Here is a 22665-nt window from a genome sequence, read left to right on the forward strand (position 1 = left end):
CCATGCAAGCACAGGCCAGCCAGGGCGCGACGCTCATCCTCACCAACGGCAACTTCGCCACCCTCGACCGCGAACAGCCGCAGGCCAGTGCGGTCGCCATCCGCGACGGCCGCTTCCTCGCCGTCGGCGCCCTGGAAGACGTGATGCGCCACCGCGACGCCGCCACCGAGGTCATCGACCTGAACGGCCGCACCGTGATCCCCGGCCTGAACGATTCGCACATCCACCTGATCCGCGGCGGCCTGAACTACAACCTGGAACTGCGCTGGGAAGGCGTGCCCTCCCTTGCCGACGCGCTGCGCATGCTGAAAGACCAGGCCGACCGCACCCCGCACCCGCAGTGGGTGCGCGTGGTCGGCGGCTGGAACGAATTCCAGTTCGCGGAAAAGCGCATGCCGACGCTGGAAGAGATCAACGCCGCCGCGCCCGACACGCCCGTCTTCATCCTGCACCTGTACGACCGCGCCCTCTTGAACCGCGCCGCGCTGCGCGCCGTCGGCTACAGCAAGGACACGCCGAATCCGCCGGGCGGCGAGATCCAGCGCGACGCGCTAGGGAACCCGACCGGCATGCTGATCGCCCGTCCGAACGCGATGATCCTGTACGCCACCCTGGCCAAGGGCCCAACGCTGCCCTACGACCTGCAGGTGAATTCGACGCGCCAGTTCATGCGCGAACTGAACCGGCTCGGATTGACCAGCGCGATCGACGCCGGCGGCGGCTTCCAGAACTACCCGGACGACTACGCGGTCATCGAGGAACTCGACCGGAATAAACAGCTGACGATCCGCATCGCCTACAACCTGTTCACCCAGAACAAGGGCCAGGAACTGGAAGACTTCCAGCGCTGGACGGGCATGGTCAAACCGGGCGAAGGCAGCGATTACTATCGCCACAACGGCGCCGGCGAGATGCTGGTGTTCTCGGCGGCCGACTTCGAGGACTTCCTCGAGCCACGTCCGGAGCTCGCCGCCGGCATGGAGGACGAACTCGAAAAAGTGGTGCGCCACCTAATCGAGAACCGCTGGCCGTTCCGCCTGCACGCCACCTACGACGAATCGATCACACGCATGCTCGACGTGTTCGAGAAGGTCGACCGCGACATCCCCTTCAACGGCCTGCACTGGATGTTCGACCACTGCGAGACCATCAGCGAGCGCAATATCGAGCGCGTGAAAGCGCTGGGCGGCGGCATCGCGATCCAGCACCGCATGGCCTTCCAGGGCGAGTACTTCGTCGACCGCTACGGCAAGGTGGCCGCGAGCGCCACGCCGCCGGTGAAGCGCATGCTGGAGACCGGCGTGCCGGTCGGCGCCGGCACCGACGCCACCCGCGTCGCCAGCTACAACCCGTGGACGGCGCTGTACTGGCTGGTGTCCGGCCGCACCGTCGGCGGCCTGCCGCTGTACGGCGACAACGGCCTGCTGCCGCGCACTACGGCGCTGGAATTGTGGACGTCGGGCAGCGCCTGGTTCTCGAACGAACAGGGCCGCAAGGGCCAGATCCGCGCAGGCATGCTGGCCGACCTCGCCGTCCTGTCGCAGGACTTCTTCACGGTCGAGGAAGAAGCCATTAAATCGATCGAATCGGTGCTGACGGTGGTCGGCGGGAACGTGGTCTACGGCGCCGCCGAGTTCACGAGTCTGGGGCCGCCGCCGATCCCGGTGCTGCCGGAATGGTCGCCGGTCGCCAAGGTGCCGGGACACTGGCGCAAGGCCGCGCCGCAGCCACAGCAGCAAATCGCCCTGCCCCACCAGTGCAGCGGTCCCTGCGGCGTGCACGCCCACAGCCACGACCGCGCCCGTCAATCGAGCGTGCCGGTGTCGAACTTCGGCGGCTTCTGGGGCGCCCTCGGCTGCAGCTGCTTCGCCTTCTGAACGGGAGACGCACATGAAGAACGCACACTTCCAGCGTCTGCAAGGCGCCAGCATGGGCTTCCTGGCCGGCTATGTCGACACCCTCGGCTTCATCGCCCTGTTCGGCCTGTTCACCGCCCACGTCACCGGCAACTTCGTGCTGATCGCGGCGGCGCTGGCCGACCCGGCGCAGACGCCATCGCTGCTGAAGCTGCTCGCCTTCCCCGCCTTTATCCTGGGCGTGGCGGCGGCGCGGCTGGTGGTGGCGCGCTACGAAGGGCGCGAGACGGGGGCCACGCGCCCGGTCTACCTGCTGCAACTGGTGCTGCTGCTGGGCTTCATGGTGTGCGGCATGCTGGACGAACCGGTCGGAAATACGGCCGGATCGTTCGCCTTTGCCGCCGGCCTGCTGGGTGCGGCCGCGATGGGTGCGCACAGCGCGGCCAGCAAACTCCTGCTGACGAACCTGGCGCCGACCTCGATGATGACCGGGAACGTCACCCAGCTCGTGATCGACACCGTCGACCGCCTGCGCGGCGCCGCCGACGAAGCCACCCGCGCCCGCTGCGCCAAGTTCTTCTGGCCCGTGTTCGCCTTTGCCCTGGGCTGCGTGGCCTCCGCATTCGCCTACCGCGCCTTCGGTTTCTTCGCCCTGGCCGTACCGAACGCGATCCTGGTCTGGCACCTGTTCCTGTCCGAACCGCAGGCGGCGCAGTGAACGCGGTGATGGGCAAGGGCCGGCTCGAGGCCTTCAGCGACGGCGTAATCGCGATCATCATCACGATCATGGTGCTGGAACTGAAGCCGCCCCAGGGCACGGCGCTCGCCGATCTGACGCAGGTACTGCCCGGCTGGCTGCGCTATGCACTGAGCTTCGTCTACGTGGGGATCTACTGGGTCAACCATCACGCCCTGGTCGAGCGCGTGGCGAAGGTCGACGGCGCGCTGTTGTGGGCCAACCTCCACCTGCTGTTCTGGATGTCGCTGATCCCCTGGGTGACCGCCTGGGCCGGCGAGAACCCGATGGCGCCGGTGCCGGTGGCGCTGTATGGCGTGCTGCTGCTGCTGTGCTCCGTCTCCTTCATGCTGCTGTCCTGGCGCCTGCAACGAGAGACCGACCCTGACCACGTAGCCGCATGGGGCAGCCGCAAGAACCGGGTGTCGATCGTGCTGTACGCGCTGGCGATCGGACTGTCGCTGATGCATCCGCCGCTGGGGGCGGTGGTGCATGTGTTGCTGGCGCTGCTGTGGCTGGTGCCTGAACGGGCTCCGCGCACCAGCTTGAGCATCCCCTCCGGCTCCATGGATCGGGAAGGCTGAGCGTGGCCGGCATCCTTGCGGTTACAATGCATCATTACTAAAATGCAACGACACGCAATCCAGCGGATGTTTCGCAACCCTTATGACCGGCCTGACAGAACACGCGAAACAGCAGCTCGGCTACGTCGCCATCACCATCGTCGCGTTCATCGGGTTGAACTGGATTAACGAGGCCTTCTTCCTCCGGTTCGAGCACGGCAGCGGCGTCAACTGGGTGTTTCTCCCAGCCGGCATCCGCCTGCTGGCGACCCTGCTGTTCGGCTTCGCCGGCTTCATCGGCCTGCTGCTGGCCAGCCTCTACCTGAACTTCCACCATTTCGCCTTCCAGGAGGTGCGTGCCTTGAGCGGCGCCGTCGCGGCGGCGGCCGGCCCCTATCTCGCCTACCTGTTCGCGAAACACTGGTTCGACCTGGGGCCGCGCCTGCGCAACCTGACCCTGGGGCGGCTGCTGTTCACCGGGCTGCTGTGCGGCGTGGTGAGTCCCGTGTTGAACCACGCCTTCGTCTGGGTGCATACCGGGACGCTGGACTGGGCGGCGCTGCTGGTGATGATGGTCGGCGATATCGCCGGCATCCTGATCGTGCTGACCATCTCGAAGGGCCTGCTCACCCTGACCGACCCGCGCGACGTCGACGCCCATCTGCGTTAGCGCGGGGCGTCCCATTCTGGCTGCTCGCCGATGGTCTCGACCAGGTAATCGATGAACACGCGTACCTTCGGCGGCAGGAAGCGGTTCTCCAGGTAGACCGCGAACAGCCGGTCGCCGTGGGCGCCGTGCGGCACCCAGTCCGGCAGCACGCGCACGGCCTCGCCGCGGCGCAGATCCTCACCCACCACATAAGTCGGCAGTAGCGCGATGCCGCCGCCGCGCAGCATCGCCAGGCGCAGCGCCGGACTGCTGTTGGCGCTCATGACCATGTTCGGCTTGACGCTGTCCTCCGCATCCGCCCGCTCGAATTCCCAGCTGACTGGCGCGCCGCTGCCGAAGACCAGGCAGCGGTGCGTCGCCAGTTCCTCGATGCGCGTCGGCGTGCCGTGCCGTTCCAGGTAGGCCGGCGATGCGGCGAGCACGTATCGAATCGGCGCGATCGGCCGCGCCACCGCACTGAGCATGTCCACGCGCGGCGCCATGCGCAGCGCGACGTCGATGTTTTCCTCGACCAGGTCGACATAGCGGTCGGTCATGCTGAGGACGACGCGGATCTCCGGATAGCGCGCCATGAATTCCGGCAGCAGGCCAGCCAGCCAGGTGTTGCCGAAGGCGAGCGAGGCACTCACGCGCAGCATGCCGCTCGGCCCCGCCTGCAGCCCGGCCGCCGTGGCTTCCAGTGCACGCGCTTCTTCCAGCATGCGCAGCGCGTTCTGGAAGATGGCGGTGCCCGCTTCCGTCAGCCCGAGCTTGCGCGTGGAGCGGTTCAGCAGCCTGGCGCGCAGCGTCTTTTCCAGGCGCGCTACCGCCTTGCTGATGTTGGCCTTGGTCGTGCCCATCTGGCGCGCCGCCTCGGAAAAGGAACCGGTTTCGACGACCCGGACGAAGGCCCAGACATCGGTGAAATCGCGTGGCTGCATCTCGCTCATCGTATCGCTTTCGGAAACAATCAGTCATCGTTTTGGTGGATTGTAGCGCAGGTGTGTTCGGCCTAAGCTGGCCTAACCATTTACCGGAGACAGCGATGACGACGACGATCAGGCTTCCAGCACCAGCACTCACCAGCGTGGGCGGCATCGCCCTGCCCCTGCTGTTCATTGCGATGTGGAGTTCGGGCTATGTGGTCGGCAAGCTCGCCGTGCCCTATGCCGCGCCGTTCACGCTGCTGACGCTGCGCTTCGGCCTCGGCGCGGCACTGCTGCTCCTGATCGCGCTGGCGACGCGCGCGCCCTGGCCGCCGACATGGCGCGCGCTCGGCCATCTGGTCGTGGTGGGCCTCCTGATCCAGGCGCTGCAATTCTCCGGCCTGTACACGGCCCTCAAATGGGGCGTGTCGGCCGGCGAATCGGCGCTCATCGTCGGCACCATGCCGGTGTTGACGGCATTGGGCGCGGCGCTGATGCTGGGTGAACGCACGGGCGGCAAACAGTGGCTGGGTATGGCCGGCGGCGTGCTCGGCGTGCTGCTGGTGGTCTGGCACAAGCTCGGCACCGGCACGGCGGGCATCGGCGCCTATGCCTGCGCCGTGGTGGCGCTGGCCGGCATCGCGCTCGGCACGCTGTACCAGAAAAAATACTGCGCCGGGATGGATCTGCGCACCGGCGGCTTCGTGCAGCTGTTCGTCGCCACGCTGGTCGCGCTGCCCCTCGCGCTCGGCCTGGAAAGTTTCGATGTGCGCTGGACGCCGACCATGGTGTTCGCCTCCGGCTGGCTCTCGATCGTGAACTCGATCGGCGCCACCAGCCTGCTCTTAGTCCTGATGCGCAAGGGCGAAGCGGGCAAGGTGGCGAGCCTGTTCTACCTGATCCCGGGCGTGACGGCGCTGATGGCCTTCGCGGTGCTGGGCGAGACCCTGAATGCGCTGACGCTGGCGGGCTTTGCGGCGACGGGGGCGGCGGTGTGGTTTTGTACGCGCTCGCGGTGAAGAGCGCGGCGACCCGGCTTGCCACGGCCGGGCGCGGCCGCTCGTCCAGACGTCGCTGTCATCAGCCTGACATGTTGACGAATTAAAGTGCGCTCACTCCAATGTCCTTTTCAAGGTTTTGTCCGTCCACCTCCAGTGGACGGAACTTTTTCGTTACAAGCAGTCTCCGAAATATCGAAACCCTGTTTTCGAAAAATGGCGGCCGCCGGGAGAGAATGGATGTACTACCTGATCCTGACGATGGCCCTCTGGCGACAGGACGCCGGCGGCGGCAACCCGTCTTCCTCGATGCAGACGCTCGAGTTCCGGGACGAACCGGCCTGCCGCAAGGCCGCGGCCGCCTGGAAGGCCGACATGCTTGCGGCGGACGCGAAGTCCGACCGGTCGGCGCCCCGGCCCTCCTATGCCCTATCGGCCATCTGCGTGCCGAGCGACAGCACCTCGAGAATCAAATAGGGCGTGCGCGATGAACCCAAGTGACATCGATGCAAGATTGTACTGACCACTAGTTAAATTTCTTTACAGCAATCCAATTAGTCTTTACAGTCGGGCTCTTCCTCGTTCCTGCCCTCCCCATGTCCAATCTGCAGTCCCCCGGCGCCATCGCACGCTGGCGCGGTGAATTCACGTCCGCCGCTACCGAATCGGCTTTCCTGCGCGACCAGGGCGGCATCATCCGCCACGAACTGACGCGCTCGCTCACATTCTGTGCAATTTTCTACCTCGGCTTCGCCCTTGCCGATATCGCCCACCTTGGCCAGAGCAGCCGGACACTCGCCTTGTTCGTGGCGCGCCTTGCCATCGCGGGCGTGGCCCTGGCCAGCATCGTGCTGACCCGCCGCAGCGCCGATCCAGGGCGCACCGCCTACCGCGCAGCCACCGCATTTTCGACCCTCTCGATGCTGTCCTTCCTGGTGGTTGCCTATTCGCGGGGCGAGCCGCTCCTGCATGGCATGTCGATGGCCATCATGCTGATCATCGTCTATCTGTTCATTCCAAACCGTCTCGTCAACGCAAGCATCGTCGCACTGGCCGCGAGTGCGGGATTCCTGGCGCTCGTCTACCTCTCCGGCACGGTCAGCGCGCGCCATCTGTCGACCATGACGATGCTTCTGCTGCTCGCGAACCTGTTCGGCGCCATTGCCGCCCTCCGCGACGCCCGTGCGTCGCGCCGGCAATACTGGACCCAGCAAACGCTGATCAACCAGTCCGTCCGCGATCCGCTCACGGGCGCCTTCAACCGGCGCCACCTGAACGCCGGCCTGCTCGAGCATGCGATCGAGCGCGCCCGCCGCGAGGAAGCCCCGCTGACGGTCGTGATGTGCGACCTGGACAGTTTCAAGGCCATCAACGACACCCACGGCCACCAGGCCGGGGACACCCTGTTGCAGGAATTCGCCGGCTTGCTACTGTCGATGACCCGCGACGGCGCCGACACGGTCGTGCGCTACGGCGGCGAAGAATTCCTGCTGATCCTGCCCAATACCAGCCTGGCCGACGGCCACGCCCTCGCCGAGCGGATGCGTCTACGCCTTGCCGAAGCGAGCATCCGGCACGGGGAGGTGCCGATCCGCGCCACGGCGAGCTTCGGCGTCGTCAGCGCACACTATTCGTCCCGGTTGCCGGGCGTCCCCGGCCAGGCCCTGATCGCGCGCGCCGACGAGCAGTTGTATGCGGCCAAGCGCAGTGGGCGCAATCGCGTTCTTGGGACGGAATACAGCGCCCCTTAGCGCCAAGCTCATGCTGCCGCGGCCGAGCGCGCCTGGAGCTCCTTGTTCACTTGCGTGACCAGGAACGCGGCGACGATGGTGGTACCGACGACCACGTAGCCGACATTCGGAAAGCCTTGCAGCTTGCCATCCGCGCCGGTGCTGACGAGGTGACCGGCGACGATTGCGGCCAAGCCGCCGGACAATTGTTGCAGCGACGAGCTGATGGCATTGAACGAGCCGCGCATATGCTGCTCGGGAACCGACGCCGCCAAGGCCTGGTACGGAATCATGCGCGAGAAAATGCCGACGAACATGACCACATTGATGACGATAACGACCGGCAATGGCACAGGCGGCAGGTGCGTGTAGGTCAACACCATCAGGATCGTGACCGCGGTACCGAAATAAAACACGGGCATCTTGCCGAACCGATCGGCCATTTTGCCAATGAGCGGCCCTGCGAAAATCGTGCATAGCCCCGTAATGAGATAAATCGTCGGCAGGCGATCCAGGCCGATGCCGAGGTTATTGACGGTAAACACGCTACTGAAGGGCATCAGCATGAAGCCGCCGGTGGCGAGCAGACAGGTGGTGGCCAGCGCAGGCAGGTGGCGCCGGTCGGTCACGGTGGCGATCAGGTGCTGCAATGCGTTCGAGCGTGCTTGCCCTTTCAGGTGGGCGTCGACCGGTTCCAGGCGCCAGGCAAGCACGACGCCGCCGATCGCACCGATGCCGACGATGAGAAAGAACGGTGCATGCCAGTTGAAATGGTTCGACAAATACAGCGCCACAGGGATCCCCAGTACCTGGCTTGCGGCGAATGCGGTCTGAATGATGCCCATCACCCGGCCGCGCAGATTTGGCGCGAACAGGTCGGTCGCGATGGCCAGCAAGACCGAGCCGATCACGCCGCCAAAGATACCGGTGACGATGCGCGCGGCGAGCATGGATTCGAATGAACGCGCCAGGCCGCACCACAGCGTGCCGCAGATAAAACCAGTATAGAAGAACAACAGCAGTTTCTTGCGGTCGAAACGGTCGGCAAATCCGGCTGCGAGCAAGCCGGACAGGCCGGCACTGAACGCGTAAGCCGACACCACGATGCCGAAGCGCGTCGGCGAAATGCCGAGCGAGGGCATGATCACGGCGCCGAGCGGCGCCATCACCATGAAGTCGAGGATCACGGCAAATTGCAGGAAAGCGAGCAGGCCGGCCACGAACTTCTGGTAGCCGGTAAAAGGGACAGTGGCAGCTTGGCCGGTTTTCTTGTCGAGGGCTAGCATGAAGTTCCTGATTGAGGTTGGCGCCCGGCCTGCGGCGACACAAGGGCTATGCCGCAATATACTGGCATTCGGCATCTTGCTCATTCGTTCCCGTGATTTGTCGGCGAACATGCCGCCCTCGACCTTCCACTTTCCGGAACAATTGCGTCGCAACGCGCCGCCCCCGACAGCGCAGCGGCTGCAACGGGCGTTTTGCTCTACACTTCCTACCGCCACCGTGCACCGCCAGCGCCGACGCATCCTTCGCGGCGCGCGGCAACGGGTGCGCACCGCCTCGACAACCTGGCAACAATCCGCGAATGGAGATCTGCAAAACATGAATGTGAACATGCTCGGCCTCGCCACCACTTTTTCGCTCACGCTGCTTGCATCCGTCGCCGCCCCGGCGCCCGCGAACGCGCAGGCCAATGCAAGCGCAACCAAGGGCCTGCCTTTCGAAGTCAAGCCGGTCGGCACGTTCAATAGCCCATGGGCCATGGCATTCCTGCCCAACGGCAACATGCTGGTGACGCAAAAGGAAGGGACGCTGATCCTGTTCGATCCCGCAAGCGGTAGCAGGCGGACGGTGTCCGGCACACCCGCCGTCAGCAGCAAGGGCCAGGGCGCGCTCATGGACGTCGTGCCCGCGCCCGATTTCGCGGCCAGCAAGTTGCTCTACTTCAGCTACTCCGAAGCGGCTTCCGGCGCCGATACCCGGGTCGTGCTCGCCACTGCGACATTCGATCAGGCAGGCGGCGCGCTCAAGGACACGAAGGTGATTTTCCGCGGCAACGACGCGTCGACCGGCGGGCACTATTCGGGCCGTATCGCCTTTTCGCCCGATGGAAAATATCTCTTCTTCACCAGCGGCGACCGCCAACTGTTCGATCCGGCGCAGGATCCCAAGTCGACGCTGGGCAAGGTGCTGCGCCTGAACCTCGACGGCACACCGGCTGCCGGCAACCCGCTCGCAGCCAAGGGCTTCCATGCCGGCGTCTGGTCGTATGGCCACCGCAATCTGCTGGGCATCGCCTTCGACCGGCAGGGGCGCCTGTGGGAAATGGAGATGGGGCCGCGCCATGGCGACGAGATCAACCTGATCAAGCCGGCCCTCAACTATGGCTGGCCGAAAGCATCGAACGGCAGCCACTACGACGGCCGCGACATCCCCGACCATGCGCCCGGCGACGGCTTCGAAGCCCCGAAAGTGTCCTGGAATCCAGCCATTTCGCCAGGCGGCCTCGCCTATTACGATGCGGATCTGTTCCCGAAGTGGAAAAATTCCCTCTTCATTACCGGCCTCTCGGGCAAGTCGCTGGATCGCATCGCCCTCGACGGTGAGAATGCGAGCAAGGTAGACCATTGGGACATGGGCGAACGCATCCGCGCCGTGCGCACCGGGCCGGACGGCGCGCTCTGGCTGCTGGAGGACGGTTCGCGCGGCCGGCTTCTGATGCTGACGCCGAAGAAATAAACAGCGAAACTGCCAGGAGCGGGTAGGCCCGCTCCTGGATGCTTGTAGACCGACCTGAGCGTCCGTTCTCGACTTGACGGGGACGTTCATATTTCGTATGCATCCCCCTTCGGTAACGATCCGACGGGTCTATATGTCCCCTAAAAAATCGATGACGTCTCCGAGTCCATCGAGATTCCTCGATGTCGATTGTGGATAGGGCTGAAGCCAATCCCGTCGCGCTTTCTCCCGCGCCAACGCGTCAATTGCCTTGCGCGATGCAATTTCTTGCGCACTTAGCCGCACTCCTGGAGGAAGGATAGCGCCGCAGAATAAGCATTTCTCTGCGCTCCTGTTCAGGACGCCACGGAGACAACTCGCACATTGAAAGTGCGGCTTTATGTCATCCATCTCTTTTCCGATTAGTCATGCGTTCTAATGGCGGTTCCTGGCCGATTGCGGACAATTAGGCGATCAGTCAAATTGAGTCGTTGTCATTGCAATTTAAACAGCGCGCTTCGACGTCTGCTTCTCACTTAGAGTAGACCACGTTCCATTAAATCCGCTTCACTCCTGCCGATATCGCCTTCCATCGGTGTTCATCATGAATAATTAAAATCCAAATTTCATAATGCTTGCTTTAATCAAGGCGAAATATTCGGCGCTGGCGGCGGCGTGGCAAAAGAGCTAGAACACAGAAGCCCTAGGAAAATTGCAATAACTTTGAATTTCATAAGCAATCCGTGAGGAATCGCCGAGGGCACGTTAGGTTGAACCATATGGGGTACCCGCCTAATAGCTGAACCGATTTCGGCAACACATTGATGTTTGATGCCATGCACTTGCTAACTACTAAAACGCTTGCGCTGGATAATTGACGCATGCAGGCAAGCGCGCCAACGGCAAGGCATTGAAACCGAATCAGCGGGTGCTTGGCAAATAAAATATGCATATATTGTTACATCTTCAAACAATAATTCGAAGAATCACTGTGGCTCAATGTTTTTATTTAAGCAATAATCGCGCTGCGCTCGGGATTTAGCCCAGCGCCCCACTACAACAAAGGCAATCATGTTCAAAAAAATCGCAGCCACGGCTATCCTAGTCATCACTTCGTCCACTGGGTTTGCCGCCGAGCCAAACAGCTTCTACGCAGGCGTTGACCTTGGCCGCACCAAGATAGACGATATTAGCGGGCGTGGCACCAGCGCTGGCGTCTTTGTCGGCTACAACGTCCTCTCGAATATCGCCATCGAAGCCGGTTATCGCCGCCTGGCCAGCCTTGAATACACGGCAGTGCCCGGCATTAACGGCGACATTGACCTGAATCAGGTGTCGCTGTCGGCTGTGGGAACCCTACCACTGAGCAACGGCTTCAGCCTGCTGGGACGCCTCGGCTACAGCCGTGTAGAAGCGGAAGACAAAGTTCTCGGCAGGCGCGTGAAGACGTCGGACTCGAACGGCATTGTCGGCGTCGGTGTTGGCTACGCCTTCAACCCGGCCATCTCGGCCCGTCTGGAATTCCAGAAGCCGTCCAGCGACTCCCAGAACGTAAGCATCGGCCTCGCCTACCAGTTCTAAGAACCGGCTCCCCGCGCGAGTATTGCCAGCGCGGCGCACATGAGCAATGCCCGGCTTACGCCAGGCATTGTCGTTCCATGCGCAGCAGTGAATGCGTTCATCCGGTCTCGTACTGCCGCACCTGTTCCAGGTACTGGCCTCAGGCGTTGAACTGTCCAGCCTATCGCTCTCGCTTTTTCTTAGGCCATAGGGCGGAGCAGATGCCGCAGAAGACACCCACGAATGCGGCACGTTCCCAGTCAGGTTCATGTGCACTGCTCAAGAAGCCAGTGTAGAGAAGTGTGCCAATCGCAGTCCCCGACACGGTAATCAAAAAATTCTTCATAGTTTGCAAGCTGATTCTGAGTTGAGCATGTTACAGCTGGCAGCTGTACTAGCGTCCGCTTTTGGCCGATAGCGGGCAACACGAAGATGGACGGCGACAGAGGTCACCTGAACGTCGTTGCCGAGCTCTGCCTGGGCGATTCGGCTCAGTACTAAAGCCATATCCTGCTTGGTCGCACCGCCTTCGAAGTGGATCTCGATATCGGCTGCAACCTTACCTACTCCAGCACGTGTGTTCGATTCGATATTGCTCACCCGCGGCAGCGTGTGCAGTGCTCGTTCTACCGAGCCTGTCAGCAGTTCGTCCACGCGTGTCGCTGAGCTTTCGCTCACGACGTACTGCACTAGTACAACACGGGGCAATTCATCGGCCACGGTCGTACCGGCGCTCATAAGGGCGATCATGGCAGCGGCAAACTTTCGTCTTGAGAGCAAAGGGCGTCCTATCGTTCTGCCTGCATGAGTTGCAGGCTGTCTGTTAGTCAGACATGGCGCGATCATGTCGGCTCGTCTGCGCTTGCAGGAAAATATCTGCTTCTGGCAAATTGCTGACTGCATTAGCGTCCGCTAACGACCCATTGCAGACATCGCTATGTATGCCAGACTGTCTGGTAATCGATAGGGCGCTTGCTTTTGGTTGATGGGATGGCGTTGTAAGTTGCGACTACTAGCCATCAGCAAATTTTAGCCAACAAGATTCCGTGGTTGGTTACTTTAACGGAAACCTAACGTCAACTTAACAGTGTCGAGATTCAAGTCTTGTTAAGCTTTGCAGTTTGGCGCGTCGGTTGGACGCAGTCACTGCTCAAGGCACCTTGACGATATGAATCACAGAAATGTTCACGAAGTAATGGATGAGTTGCCTTCCATGCAGCCTTACGCATATGGATGGGGTCGGCTTGGTCCTTACTTCAACTTGTTTTTCCTCTTGTTTTTCGGATTGCTTATTCTGTCCATATCGCGTGTCGCACTTGTTTTCTGGCAGCGCGATCGGGTTCGAGCTACCGGCATGATCAGCGAAATATTTGTGCAAGGCATTCGAGCTGACTTAATTTTGCTCGGCTACTTCATCATCATACCGCTGGCACTCGCGCCATTTCTTGCACGCAGGCACACGGCGCAACTGTGGGCCAAATTGACGTTCTGGTGGACAACGGGCGCGCTTGTCTTTGTCGGATTCCTGGAACTGGCTTCACCTCAGTTCATCCTACAGTACGATGTGCGTCCCAATCGCCTTTTTATTGAATACCTTTCGTACCCCGCCGAGGTCTTCGGGACGCTATGGAACGGTTACAGAGCTGTGTTGCTAACAACAGTTACCGGCACTCTCATGCTCGCTTGGGCATTGCACAGCGTGCTCATACGGCTGTCAACGCGCATGACGATATGGCCGACTAAAAAGCTGCTGCTTACCTGGCCTGTTTTGATGCTGCTGGTATTGATGCAAATTCGTTCGACAACTGCACACCGGCCGGCGAACACTGCACTCTTTGCGCTAAGCGGCGATGCTTTAGTTAACTCGCTGGTCATCAATTCCGCCTGGTCCGTGCTTGATGCAATTAGCTCACTTCGCAAGGAAGCTAACTCATCGGAAATCTATGGCAAGATGGCCCGCGCAGAGATCCTGGCGGAAGTTGCTGCCGCGCCGTGGCTTCGAGACTATCGGTATCCGATAACGGAACGTCCGACCCTTCATCACCAGCAAGCGGCTATCACTCGCGATCGGCCTCTTAATCTGGTCATTGTGTTAGAAGAAAGCTTGGGCGCAACCTTCGTGCAATCATTGGGAGGGCTTCCTGTCACGCCTGAGTTAGAGAAGCTCAAGCACGAAGGCTGGTGGTTCGAGCAATTGTACGCAACCGGTACACGCTCTGTGCGCGGCATCGAGGCTGTAGTAGCCGGTTATCCCCCGACACCTGCAAGGAGTGTGGTCAAACTCTCTCTAGCACAGAACAATTTTTATACACTGGCACTCGGTTTGGGCAAGCAGGGCTATCAGACGGAATTCGTTTACGGGGGCGAAGCACACTTCGATAACATGCGCTCTTTTTTCACTGGCAACGGCTTCCAAAATGTAGTCGACCGGCAAAGCATGCAGCCACGCTTCGTGGGTAGCTGGGGTGCCTCGGACGAAGACCTGTTCGACAAGGCACTGCAACGGCTGCACCACCTGCATGCCGAGAAAAAACCGTTCTTCAGCCTGATCTTTACATCTTCCAACCACGAGCCGTTCGAATTCCCAGACGGCAAAATTGCTCTGCATGACCCTGCTAAACAGAGCGTCAATAATGCCGTCAAGTATGCGGATTATGCGCTAGGAAAATTTATCCGCGCAGCGAAGCAACAGGATTACTGGCGCGATACCGTGTTCCTCATTGTGGCTGACCACGATAACCGAGTGTACGGAGATAGTCTGATTCCAATCAAGAAGTTTCATATCCCGGGTTTGATTCTCGGTGCCGACATAAAACCGCGACGGATTTCGACGATGGCCAGTCAGATTGACCTCGGCCCGACTTTGCTTTCCCTGCTTGGAGTCTCTAGCCAGCATCCGATGATTGGCCGCGACCTGGTTCGCGACAGTACTTCGCCGGGTAGAGCAATGCTGCAGTTTAATAACTACTTTGCTTGGCTTGAAGGCTCCTCGGCTACTATCTTGCGTCCCGGACAGGCTCCGTTGCCTGGCCGTTATCATGCGGGCACTAGACAACTGACACTTGACTCAACAGCGGCCGATGAGCGACTTGTAAAACGAGCAATGGCACATGTCATGTTGCCCTCGCTACTCTACAGGGAACAGCAGTACGGACTGGCAAAGTAGTTGTGGTCTCCGACTCCTTAACTGCCTGTTCCCATGAGCGTCTTGTCGATAGAGTTTGCCTCTAACTACCTTGCTCGTACATCGACTAATAACTAACCGTTTCGCCTGTGCTCTAGAATAGCCCAATGCGTATTCTCATCGTTGAAGACCACCCTGACATTTTGGCTAATCTCTACGGTTTTCTCGAACCGAGAGGCCACCAGCTTGACTCTGCCCGTAATGGTTACGGCGGACTTGCGCTCGCTTCTGAGCATGACTACGACGTCATCGTCCTCGACATCATGTTGCCTGGTTTAAACGGCTTGGAGCTGTGCCAGAAGCTCCGAACAGAACTCGGCAAGGCTACCCCAGTCTTAATGCTTACCGCGCGCGACAGCCTTCCGGACAAAGTCGCGGGCTTCGACAGCGGCGCCGATGACTACCTTGTCAAACCATTTTCACTAGTGGAATTGGAAGTGCGGCTCAAGGCGCTGGTCAGGCGTTCTGGAGCTGCCCATGCAGTGCCTGCGACTATGCGTTACGGAGAGCTCAGCTACGACCCTGACACACAGGAAGCCTCGCGTGCCGGCGTTCCGATACAACTGACAAAGACTGGCTATACATTGCTGCGCTGCCTTCTCGCCAGTGCGCCCCGCATCGTTACCCGCGAGACTCTCGAACAAGCTGTATGGGGTGAAGACCGCCCAGACAGCGACGCGCTACGCACGCATATCCATGCGTTGCGCCAGGCAATTGACAAGCCCTTCGCGATACCGATGCTGCAAACGATAGCTGGTGTTGGCTATAAGCTGGTCCAGACCGATCCCAAGCGTCCCCCTTCAACATAATGCATCCCGCTGATTCCCTAAAGCGACGCATCGTTGTTGCCTTCGTTCTGTTTGGACTAGTTGCCTCGGCCTTCTTCGCAATCATCGCAGCGATTGCGGTGGAGGGCATCGAGGTACAACTGGTTGATAAGCGTCTGGAAGCAACCGTGGCCTGGGCCGCGCCGCGGCACGCCGCGGGCTTGGACGTCGACATGCCTGCTGGTCTACGTTTTCACCGCAACGAGGCGATCCCAGCCCCCCTACGCGGTTTGTCCGTGGGAGTACATAAAGTCGACGTCGGCGCTACTCGCCTACATGTGCTAGCTGGGCAGGATTCTCGAGGCCAATGGGTGCTGGTCGACCATGAAAGCGATTACGACAAGATCGAGCTCGTAGTGTATTCGATGTTTGCTGCGGTGTTCGTCGGCTTCCTTTTGCTGGCCTCTCTCCTCGGGGGGTTTCTGGGTACGCGCGTGGTTACGCCGATTAGTGAGCTGGCACAGTCTGTTCGCAACGACAACGTACCTCCCACGCTCAGCGGACGCAAGGATGAGCTCGGCGTGCTCGCTCGCGCGCTCGAAGCGCATACCGCGGAACTGCGCACCTTCCTCGACCGAGAACGTTACTTTACTGGCGACGTCAGCCACGAGTTGCGCAGCCCGCTTACAGTGATTATGGGCGCTGCGGAGATTCTGATACAGGAAAGCGCACCGGCTATTCGCGGCCCAGCCGAGCGTATCTATCGTGCAGCGCACGAAGCTGCAGAATCCGTCACTGTACTTCTGCTTCTAGCACGTGCTCCTGCCCTGAGCACGCTACCGCCGGTCGACATCCACGCTGTGGCAGAAGACGAAGTCGAAAAATACCGTGTTCTTGTTGCCTCTAAACCAATTACCCTAAGCTTTCTAGACGGCCCCCCGTTAACGGTTCGCGCCCCGCGCGAACTATGCGCCGCGGCCATTGGTAACCTGGTGCGCAACGCCTGCCAATATACTGATCATGGCAAGGTAGTGGTGCATCTGCTGGAGGGGCAGGTCGTTGTCGAGGATACCGGACCTGGCTTGCCCCCAGCAGTGGTCGCTACCTTGGGCAGCGGCGGCGCGCCGTCAAGTGGATCGGGTGGTACGGGGCTCGGTCTTGCGCTAGCCCGACGCATCTGTGATTTTTTGGGAGCCGGCTTTACCTATGAACCGCGCCCCGGTGGCGGCAGCCGCTTCATCTTGAGCTTCCCGGCCGTGTAGTCCATGCTATTCACACGAACTTAACTGCCTCTTGATCTGTTGCTCACGCGGTACGTTGTATCTTTGAATGGTATCGCAGCCATTTCGGTTGCGCGCCTGAAGTGATACCAAAGTGCAAAAATTCCCGACTCGGCGCATCAGCGCTAACCTGCTTGTCTTTTCCGTTGCTCTTTTACTGACCATATTTGCTAATCTAAACTTCTGGTCAGATTTCATCCGTGCCATTGGCGGTCTCTCACTAACGCGGGTACCGCTGCTAGCAGGCAGCTTTGCGATCGTCCTGCTGTTGTTCTATGCCTCCCTCATTCCCTTCAGCTTCCGCTTCGTTGCCAAGCCGGTCCTGATTGCCCTCATCCTGACCGCCTCGGCCTCGGCGTGGTTCATCAATGAATATGGGGTAGTAATCGACAAAGCCATCATTCAAAGCATTTTCGAGACCGACCTACATGAAGCCACAGAGCTGCTGAACTGGCGCCTGGTTGCTTTCATTGCCCTCACGGGCGGGTTGCCGTCGCTGTATGTGGCTCGCGCTGCCGTTAGCTTTCCTGCTGGCGCCCGCGGCATGCTGCAGCGCGCCGGGATAGTCGCGGCTGCGTTGGCAGGCGCCACGCTGCTGACAGTCCTGCTGTTCAAGACTCTGGCACCGACCGTTCGCGAACACCGCGAACTGCGCTACCTGCTCACGCCAACCAATGCGGTGCAGGCCCTAAATGGCTACCTGCGCAATCGCTGGCGCACTTCCATACCGTTGCAACCCATCGGCTACGACGCGGTCAGAGGCAATCGCTGGGCAGGTCAGGAGCGCCGCACGGTAACGGTGATCGTAGTCGGAGAGACTGCACGCGCCGCCAACTTCTCGCTCAACGGCTATGCCCGCGACACCAATCCGCGCCTGGTGCGCGAGGATGGCCTCATCAACTTTACGCAAGTCCGATCCTGTGGCACGGCGACCGCTGTATCGGTGCCCTGTGTGTTCTCGGCAATGGGACGCGAACAGTACGATGACAGCGTCGCCGCGCATCAGGAAGGACTGCTGGACGTACTCAAGCACGCCGGATTCCGCGTCCATTGGCGCGACAACAATTCTGGCTGCAAAGGCGTGTGCGACCGCGTCGAATTCGACGACGTCTCGAATTCGAGCGCGAGCAAGGGGCATTGTTCCGGCGATGAATGCTACGACCTGGAGTTACTGGATGGCCTGCCTGAGCTGATCCGCGCTTCCACGAAAGACCTCGTCATCGTGCTGCACCAGAAAGGCAGCCACGGTCCAGCCTATTCCCGGCGCTATCCGGCTGGCTTCGGCCAGTTCGGCCCGGTTTGCGAAAGTAGCGAATTCGAATCCTGCAGCCGCGGCTCAATCACCGCGGCGTACGATAATACAATCCTCTACACCGACACCTTTCTTGCCGAAACCATCGATTTACTGCGCAAAACCGCGTTGGAAGCAAATGTCGATACCTCAATGCTGTACTTCTCGGATCATGGCGAGTCATTAGGCGAGAGAAACATGTACCTCCACGGTGCGCCCTACATGTTGGCCCCCGAAGAGCAGAGCCACGTGCCGATGATGCTGTGGATGTCGGAAGGCTTCAGCCAGCGCTTCCACATAGACCGCACTTGCCTGCAGGCGCGTCGCGACCAGGCGCTCTCACACGACAATGTGTTCCACTCGGTGCTCGGCATGCTCAACGTCGAAACCGCCGTGTTGAACCCAAAACTGGATCTGTTCAATGCCTGCGTACGCAGTTAGCACCCCAACTCATACGAAAAGCGAGTGCGAATCCGCAGAAACCAGTGAAGTTGTGTCGGCTGAAGGACGCCCCCAATTCATCCCACGTCTCATGTCTGCACAGGCCTGCGTGCGACTTGGTGCTACGCTCGCAGTGGCAGCACCGCTCATCTATGTGCTGGGACGATTTACAGACGTCGACCTAATGCTGGCTGACCTTCTATTCGACCGCGGCGCCAAAACTTTCCCCTGGCGCGAAGCTTGACTGACAACGACTTTTGGCCACAGCATTGTCAAGTCGGTTCTGCTTGTGCTCGCAGTCTTGGTTCTCACAGTAACTGTCGCCAACTCTGTCTGGCCGCAAACAGCTCTGGCCAAACCGTTAAATCGGCTGCGGCTACATGTAATTGCATGATCCGCCGTACTGGTACCGATAGCGATTAGTCTACTGAAACAGGCGAGTGATGCGCATTGTCCCTGGGATCTAGCGCATTACGGTGGCACTGAACCATATGTCAGATTGTTCGAAGCATTACCACCTGGCGTTCTGCCTAGTCACTGTTTGCCGGCAGGACACGCGTCAAGCGCGCTGTGGCTGGTATCGTTAGTGACGTTGTCCTTGCCTGGACCGGCAGGACGGTCGTCTCTCATATGGGGCCTCGCGCTGGCGCCGGGGCTGGTGTTGGGATGGATGCAGCAGATGCGCGGCGCACACTTTCTGACCCATACCCTATGGTCGGCTTGGATCGCCTGCGCTATCGTGCTCGCCCTGGTCACGCTGCTACAGGCACGAGACACACGGCGCTCGCTTAGCAATAGTGCGGGCAACTCCGTTTCAAACAGCGCTCGCAATAAGGTACGGTAACGTCAAACAAGCGGCGGCTTCGGGGCTTCCCCATGTCTGCTCTTGGCCGCTAGCGGTCAGATCGTACTGCGTGCGCCTGGCAATGGCAACGTGCAACGTTTTTGCAAGCCTCCGAACGCTACAGCTTCGGTCACATGCTCTGCATAGAGACTCCAAAACGTTGCTTGAACTGCTTGCTCGGCTCGTGAACGCTTGAACAACCGGCGACACGCAGCCAGGTCGAAAATCGTGTGCCAAGACCGCTGAACTTCGGCATGCAACGCATGATTTTTTAAGGGCACTTCGCTGTACAACGGAAAACCGGCAGCTTTGCAATGGCGTTCGAAGCGGTCGCTCACGCGTCGTGCTGCAAGGTGGAAATAGTTGAGCGGGTAGTGCCAAGCCTCATAGTCGTGTAGTAGCACGTCGTTGTCTGGCACGTCGAGCGTTAGCAATACCTGTGGCTCGTCAAGCCGACAATTCTTATACGCACTGTGTCGTAGATCTGGTTTGGGCTTCTTTTCACCCATGTATCGATACCATGCCCAAATCGGATAAATCGAAGGCGCCGGACGGCGCAGGCCTCGCTCCATCATCTCATTGCAAAGCCAGTCGTAGGCCAATTTAATTGCAGGCGCATCCGAGCATATCCATTCTTCCGGATCTTTCCACGGCTCAGACAAGAAAATACCTGAGCGGCAGAGCGTGTCATAGATCGAGAGGGGCTGAACAGTGTATAGACGCATGAGTGGAAAGCCGGTTTGAGTTGTCAGCTTCTGGCCGGTTGCAAACATATTGCATCGTTCGCTAACGACCCGAAGCAGTCATTGAATTTTCCGCTCGATTGCAGAATTTGCACAATCAGGGGGGATAAACCGCCGGCGCCCTTCGGCCTCATATTCCTCAAGACTTTGCAGGCCAATAGCCAAACGTCGACGATTTACCAGCTGTCGATCGTCAACCGGCTTTATTACCAAATGACAGCGATCCGTTTGCGAAACCTGAGTTCCGTATTCTTGTGGACGACCCTCATTGGCAGCGATGCGGTCAGCAAGATAGGCAAGATCTCGCGCCGCCGCGATACCGGCTTTAACAGAGACTTCGAGAAGTCCTTTTGCGAAGCGTTGGAATGCAATGTCGCTATCCGCATGCTGAGCCAACAACCACGCACTATGGCTGTCTTTGCTTGTTTTGGGCCAGCCGCAGGCCGTAACGATTTGTTTGAGCTGCGTAAGATTCTCACTATCGACAGTGCGCCATCGCTGTTGTAAGTCATCTCTCTGGGCAGCAGTCGTTTTGGCGTCTTGCTCAAGCAAGTTCCAATCTTGCCGGATTTGTTGATCCGCACGGGCCAACTCGTTAAGATGGGCGCCAATACTCGTACAGTCGGTTTGCTGAGCCACTGCGTAACATCCTTTTACTATCATTAGGGTGACGACCGCTACCACCCCTTTGGAGATATTCGATCTACCTGTTCGGGACAATTGCTTAGCGCAACAGTAAAGCGGTTTCCTCATCTATGCGCGGTTGCCCAATTTGTACAGAAACAGAAGTTGGCTCGACGTCCTTACTTATCTCTAACTGCGCAATTTCGCTTAAGACCGCTAGTAAGTCTTTGCTGGTCGCCCCGCCTTCGAAATGAATCTCAAGATTCATAGCAACGCCTCTAAAAATGCCAGTCGTAACAGATGCCATACTGACGACTCGCGAAAGCCCACGCAGAGTTCGTTCGATCGGAGTCGTTAGAGCATTTTCCACACGTCCAGCAGACCTTTCGCTAACAACATACTGGACAAGAATCACGAGTCCCGGCCGTTCAGTAGCGACAGCAATTCCTCCAGTTGCAAGAATTGCACTAGCTAGGGCAAATTTTCGTCTAGACAGCAAGGCTACCTCTTTTTTGTGCTGCGGAACACGTACGCTCCTAACCGATTGCAGACGCTAATGAAGCGATAAGTCTACCCTAACTGTTGCCAAAGGGGAAAGTGTTGGCAGCTCGCCCCGACGAGCTCGACGTCCGCTTACGACCCAAAGCAGACATGGCCGAATCAGTCATCAAGTGCTCGTCAGGAGCCCTGATTTACCCCGGAAGATGACTTCCAGTGTTTCACGAATTGAGCCCACGTCCTGACTTTCAGGATGGAACTCGGTAGCGTATTCCGAGTAACCATCGAGTGCGCGCGCTAAATCATGGTTCACCCTGACGAGAATGCCAGTTGGCGAAAGTATTACGCCAAGACCGCCGCTCGTCTGGCTGCGCTGGTCCGAGGCCATCACTTCAATAACATCAGAGTTGACCCCGCGAGATAGCGAAAACCAGTAAGCAGTTTCGGCATCACGTATCCAAACATGAGCCATGCGGTCGTACTCCTCATCATCTGGTGAGGCAAAAACAACTCCGCACAATAGCTTCTTCATTCTGACTCCATCCAATGTCCGATCTTGGCCGGTTGCAGACGTATTGTAGCGTCCGCTTACGACCCAAAGCAGCCGTTCATCAAGAAGGCATCGTTGATGTAAGTGGCATTTATCTCCGGCCGTACAGCTGTTCGTACTATTCAACTCTTGCAATAAGCGATCTTTTTCCCTTCGACAACGCGGCTTATGTAGTTGCCTTTGCAGACGGGACAGGATTTCTGAACATGTCTCAACAGATGAACTTCACAGTAACTCGTGCAACTTGATGGAGGATACGTCGATTCCGTGATCGTTACAGAGTCTGCTTGCGCAAAACTGGGCAATTTCATACGGAGCATAGCGACGTCATCCCAGCCACAGCCCACAAAGATTTGCATGTAGGCATCTGACTTGGACGCTTTACTAGCGACCTTATAGGCCTCCACGAGACTTATAGAAAAAAGGTGTGCAGTCCACGCGGCCGCTTCTTTTTGAGCAGTTGGATCGATTCGGCAGCAAACATCGAAATCAATTGGACCTTCCACCTTACCCCCTAATTTGTATCAAACAACGTCCGCTTTTGGCCGATAACGGACATTCAAAACGGCCCAGTTTACGGCACAGTTACCATCATGACACGCATCCATAATGCTTGCCTGCCAGCACCGAACAGCTCCCATTGCACGCCTATGCTATCGTCGTGTTCCAATTCTGATAACGCATCGCGCCGTGGCGCCGATGGCCTA

At 59.4% G+C, this 22665-nt stretch carries 20 protein-coding genes; 14 read left to right on the top strand and 6 right to left on the bottom strand.

Annotated features, from left to right (window positions below; genetic code table 11):
• Window positions 1-2 precede the first annotated feature (2 nt).
• The 4 genes from ASF77_RS10315 (at window position 3) to ASF77_RS10330 (ending at window position 3825) form a co-directional block, all read left to right on the top strand.
• A complete protein-coding gene (locus tag ASF77_RS10315; RefSeq protein WP_056338666.1) occupies window positions 3-1877 on the top strand; it encodes an amidohydrolase in 1875 nt (624 codons plus the stop codon).
• A 13-nt stretch (window positions 1878-1890) separates the two neighbouring features.
• On the top strand, window positions 1891-2574 hold the full coding sequence (locus ASF77_RS10320) for a YoaK family protein (protein ID WP_056338669.1): 684 nt from the start codon (window positions 1891-1893) through the stop codon (window positions 2572-2574).
• On the top strand, window positions 2571-3176 hold the full coding sequence (locus ASF77_RS10325; protein WP_307180793.1) for a TMEM175 family protein: 606 nt from the start codon (window positions 2571-2573) through the stop codon (window positions 3174-3176). Before ASF77_RS10320 ends, ASF77_RS10325 begins: the two co-directional genes overlap by 4 nt.
• Window positions 3177-3258: 82 nt before the next feature.
• Window positions 3259-3825: a hypothetical protein gene (locus ASF77_RS10330; RefSeq protein WP_056338672.1), complete on the top strand. Its 567-nt coding sequence runs from the start codon at window positions 3259-3261 to the stop codon at window positions 3823-3825.
• Here the strand turns inward: ASF77_RS10330 and ASF77_RS10335 are convergent.
• Window positions 3822-4754: a LysR family transcriptional regulator gene (locus tag ASF77_RS10335; protein WP_056338675.1), complete on the bottom strand. Its 933-nt coding sequence runs from the start codon at window positions 4752-4754 to the stop codon at window positions 3822-3824. The two genes, ASF77_RS10330 and ASF77_RS10335, sit on opposite strands and share 4 nt — an antisense overlap.
• A 95-nt stretch (window positions 4755-4849) precedes the next feature.
• Here ASF77_RS10335 and ASF77_RS10340 point away from each other — a divergent pair, with 95 nt between their 5' ends.
• From ASF77_RS10340 to ASF77_RS10350, 3 genes are all read left to right on the top strand, one after another.
• Window positions 4850-5749: a DMT family transporter gene (locus ASF77_RS10340; RefSeq protein WP_056338678.1), complete on the top strand. Its 900-nt coding sequence runs from the start codon at window positions 4850-4852 to the stop codon at window positions 5747-5749.
• A gap of 219 nt (window positions 5750-5968) precedes the next feature.
• Window positions 5969-6205: a hypothetical protein gene (locus tag ASF77_RS10345; protein ID WP_056338681.1), complete on the top strand. Its 237-nt coding sequence runs from the start codon at window positions 5969-5971 to the stop codon at window positions 6203-6205.
• A gap of 119 nt (window positions 6206-6324) precedes the next feature.
• Window positions 6325-7479, top strand: coding sequence for a diguanylate cyclase (locus tag ASF77_RS10350; protein WP_056338684.1), 1155 nt, complete (start codon window positions 6325-6327; stop codon window positions 7477-7479).
• 8 nt (window positions 7480-7487) lie between these two features.
• On the opposite strand, the gene ASF77_RS10355 is transcribed toward ASF77_RS10350, so the two are convergent.
• Window positions 7488-8678: an MFS transporter gene (locus tag ASF77_RS10355; protein ID WP_229445371.1), complete on the bottom strand. Its 1191-nt coding sequence runs from the start codon at window positions 8676-8678 to the stop codon at window positions 7488-7490.
• Window positions 8679-8742: 64 nt separating this feature from the next.
• Here ASF77_RS10355 and ASF77_RS10360 point away from each other — a divergent pair, with 64 nt between their 5' ends.
• Both ASF77_RS10360 and ASF77_RS10365 read left to right on the top strand, forming a co-directional pair.
• The gene (locus tag ASF77_RS10360; RefSeq protein ID WP_229445373.1) at window positions 8743-10197 is read left to right on the top strand and encodes a PQQ-dependent sugar dehydrogenase; all 1455 of its coding nucleotides are present in this window, start codon (window positions 8743-8745) and stop codon (window positions 10195-10197) included.
• Window positions 10198-11247: 1050 nt separating this feature from the next.
• Window positions 11248-11757 (top strand): porin family protein, encoded by a 510-nt coding sequence (locus ASF77_RS10365; RefSeq protein ID WP_056338689.1) that lies wholly within the window; start codon window positions 11248-11250, stop codon window positions 11755-11757.
• 321 nt (window positions 11758-12078) lie between these two features.
• On the opposite strand, the gene ASF77_RS24255 is transcribed toward ASF77_RS10365, so the two are convergent.
• Window positions 12079-12486, bottom strand: coding sequence for a hypothetical protein (locus tag ASF77_RS24255; protein ID WP_156648832.1), 408 nt, complete (start codon window positions 12484-12486; stop codon window positions 12079-12081).
• 445 nt (window positions 12487-12931) lie between these two features.
• Here ASF77_RS24255 and ASF77_RS10370 point away from each other — a divergent pair, with 445 nt between their 5' ends.
• From ASF77_RS10370 to ASF77_RS24900, 5 genes are all read left to right on the top strand, one after another.
• On the top strand, window positions 12932-14902 hold the full coding sequence (locus ASF77_RS10370) for an LTA synthase family protein (protein WP_200934160.1): 1971 nt from the start codon (window positions 12932-12934) through the stop codon (window positions 14900-14902).
• Window positions 14903-15027: 125 nt separating this feature from the next.
• On the top strand, window positions 15028-15729 hold the full coding sequence (locus ASF77_RS10375; protein WP_056338692.1) for a response regulator transcription factor: 702 nt from the start codon (window positions 15028-15030) through the stop codon (window positions 15727-15729).
• On the top strand, window positions 15729-16949 hold the full coding sequence (locus ASF77_RS10380; RefSeq protein WP_056338695.1) for a HAMP domain-containing sensor histidine kinase: 1221 nt from the start codon (window positions 15729-15731) through the stop codon (window positions 16947-16949). Before ASF77_RS10375 ends, ASF77_RS10380 begins: the two co-directional genes overlap by 1 nt.
• A 112-nt stretch (window positions 16950-17061) precedes the next feature.
• Window positions 17062-18699 carry a phosphoethanolamine transferase gene (locus ASF77_RS10385; protein ID WP_082493694.1) on the top strand — a complete coding sequence of 546 codons (1638 nt, stop codon included), beginning with the start codon at window positions 17062-17064 and terminating at the stop codon, window positions 18697-18699.
• A 412-nt stretch (window positions 18700-19111) separates the two neighbouring features.
• A complete protein-coding gene (locus ASF77_RS24900; RefSeq protein WP_373961841.1) occupies window positions 19112-19543 on the top strand; it encodes a phosphatase PAP2 family protein in 432 nt (143 codons plus the stop codon).
• 56 nt (window positions 19544-19599) lie between these two features.
• Here the strand turns inward: ASF77_RS24900 and ASF77_RS23630 are convergent, their stop codons facing one another.
• The 3 genes from ASF77_RS23630 to ASF77_RS24265 all read right to left on the bottom strand — a co-directional run bounded on the left by ASF77_RS23630 (window position 19600) and on the right by ASF77_RS24265 (window position 21940).
• A complete protein-coding gene (locus ASF77_RS23630) occupies window positions 19600-20316 on the bottom strand; it encodes a DUF3841 domain-containing protein (RefSeq protein WP_082493695.1) in 717 nt (238 codons plus the stop codon).
• Between the two features lie 30 nt (window positions 20317-20346).
• Window positions 20347-20925 (bottom strand): DUF6624 domain-containing protein, encoded by a 579-nt coding sequence (locus ASF77_RS24260; protein WP_156648833.1) that lies wholly within the window; start codon window positions 20923-20925, stop codon window positions 20347-20349.
• A 652-nt stretch (window positions 20926-21577) separates the two neighbouring features.
• Window positions 21578-21940 carry a hypothetical protein gene (locus ASF77_RS24265; protein ID WP_156648834.1) on the bottom strand — a complete coding sequence of 121 codons (363 nt, stop codon included), beginning with the start codon at window positions 21938-21940 and terminating at the stop codon, window positions 21578-21580.
• Between the last annotated feature and the right edge of the window lie 725 nt (window positions 21941-22665).

Origin of the sequence: Massilia sp. Leaf139, from assembly GCF_001424165.1 — a bacterium.
In the GTDB taxonomy this organism is placed as follows: Bacteria; Pseudomonadota; Gammaproteobacteria; order Burkholderiales; family Burkholderiaceae_D; genus Telluria.

Bases quoted from the DNA above. Each gene is read 5' to 3' on its own strand.
- ASF77_RS10315 (WP_056338666.1), top strand. From the start codon at position 3: ATGCAAGCACAGGCCAGCCAGGGCGCGACGCTCATCCTCACCAACGGC.
- ASF77_RS10320 (WP_056338669.1), top strand. From the start codon at position 1,891: ATGAAGAACGCACACTTCCAGCGTCTGCAAGGCGCCAGCATGGGCTTC.
- ASF77_RS10330 (WP_056338672.1), top strand. From the start codon at position 3,259: ATGACCGGCCTGACAGAACACGCGAAACAGCAGCTCGGCTACGTCGCC.
- ASF77_RS10335 (WP_056338675.1), bottom strand. From the start codon at position 4,754: ATGAGCGAGATGCAGCCACGCGATTTCACCGATGTCTGGGCCTTCGTC.
- ASF77_RS10340 (WP_056338678.1), top strand. From the start codon at position 4,850: ATGACGACGACGATCAGGCTTCCAGCACCAGCACTCACCAGCGTGGGC.
- ASF77_RS10345 (WP_056338681.1), top strand. From the start codon at position 5,969: ATGTACTACCTGATCCTGACGATGGCCCTCTGGCGACAGGACGCCGGC.
- ASF77_RS10350 (WP_056338684.1), top strand. From the start codon at position 6,325: ATGTCCAATCTGCAGTCCCCCGGCGCCATCGCACGCTGGCGCGGTGAA.
- ASF77_RS10360 (WP_229445373.1), top strand. From the start codon at position 8,743: ATGAAGTTCCTGATTGAGGTTGGCGCCCGGCCTGCGGCGACACAAGGG.
- ASF77_RS10365 (WP_056338689.1), top strand. From the start codon at position 11,248: ATGTTCAAAAAAATCGCAGCCACGGCTATCCTAGTCATCACTTCGTCC.
- ASF77_RS24255 (WP_156648832.1), bottom strand. From the start codon at position 12,486: ATGATCGCCCTTATGAGCGCCGGTACGACCGTGGCCGATGAATTGCCC.
- ASF77_RS10370 (WP_200934160.1), top strand. From the start codon at position 12,932: ATGGATGAGTTGCCTTCCATGCAGCCTTACGCATATGGATGGGGTCGG.
- ASF77_RS10375 (WP_056338692.1), top strand. From the start codon at position 15,028: ATGCGTATTCTCATCGTTGAAGACCACCCTGACATTTTGGCTAATCTC.
- ASF77_RS10380 (WP_056338695.1), top strand. From the start codon at position 15,729: ATGCATCCCGCTGATTCCCTAAAGCGACGCATCGTTGTTGCCTTCGTT.
- ASF77_RS23630 (WP_082493695.1), bottom strand. From the start codon at position 20,316: ATGTTTGCAACCGGCCAGAAGCTGACAACTCAAACCGGCTTTCCACTC.
- ASF77_RS24265 (WP_156648834.1), bottom strand. From the start codon at position 21,940: ATGAAGAAGCTATTGTGCGGAGTTGTTTTTGCCTCACCAGATGATGAG.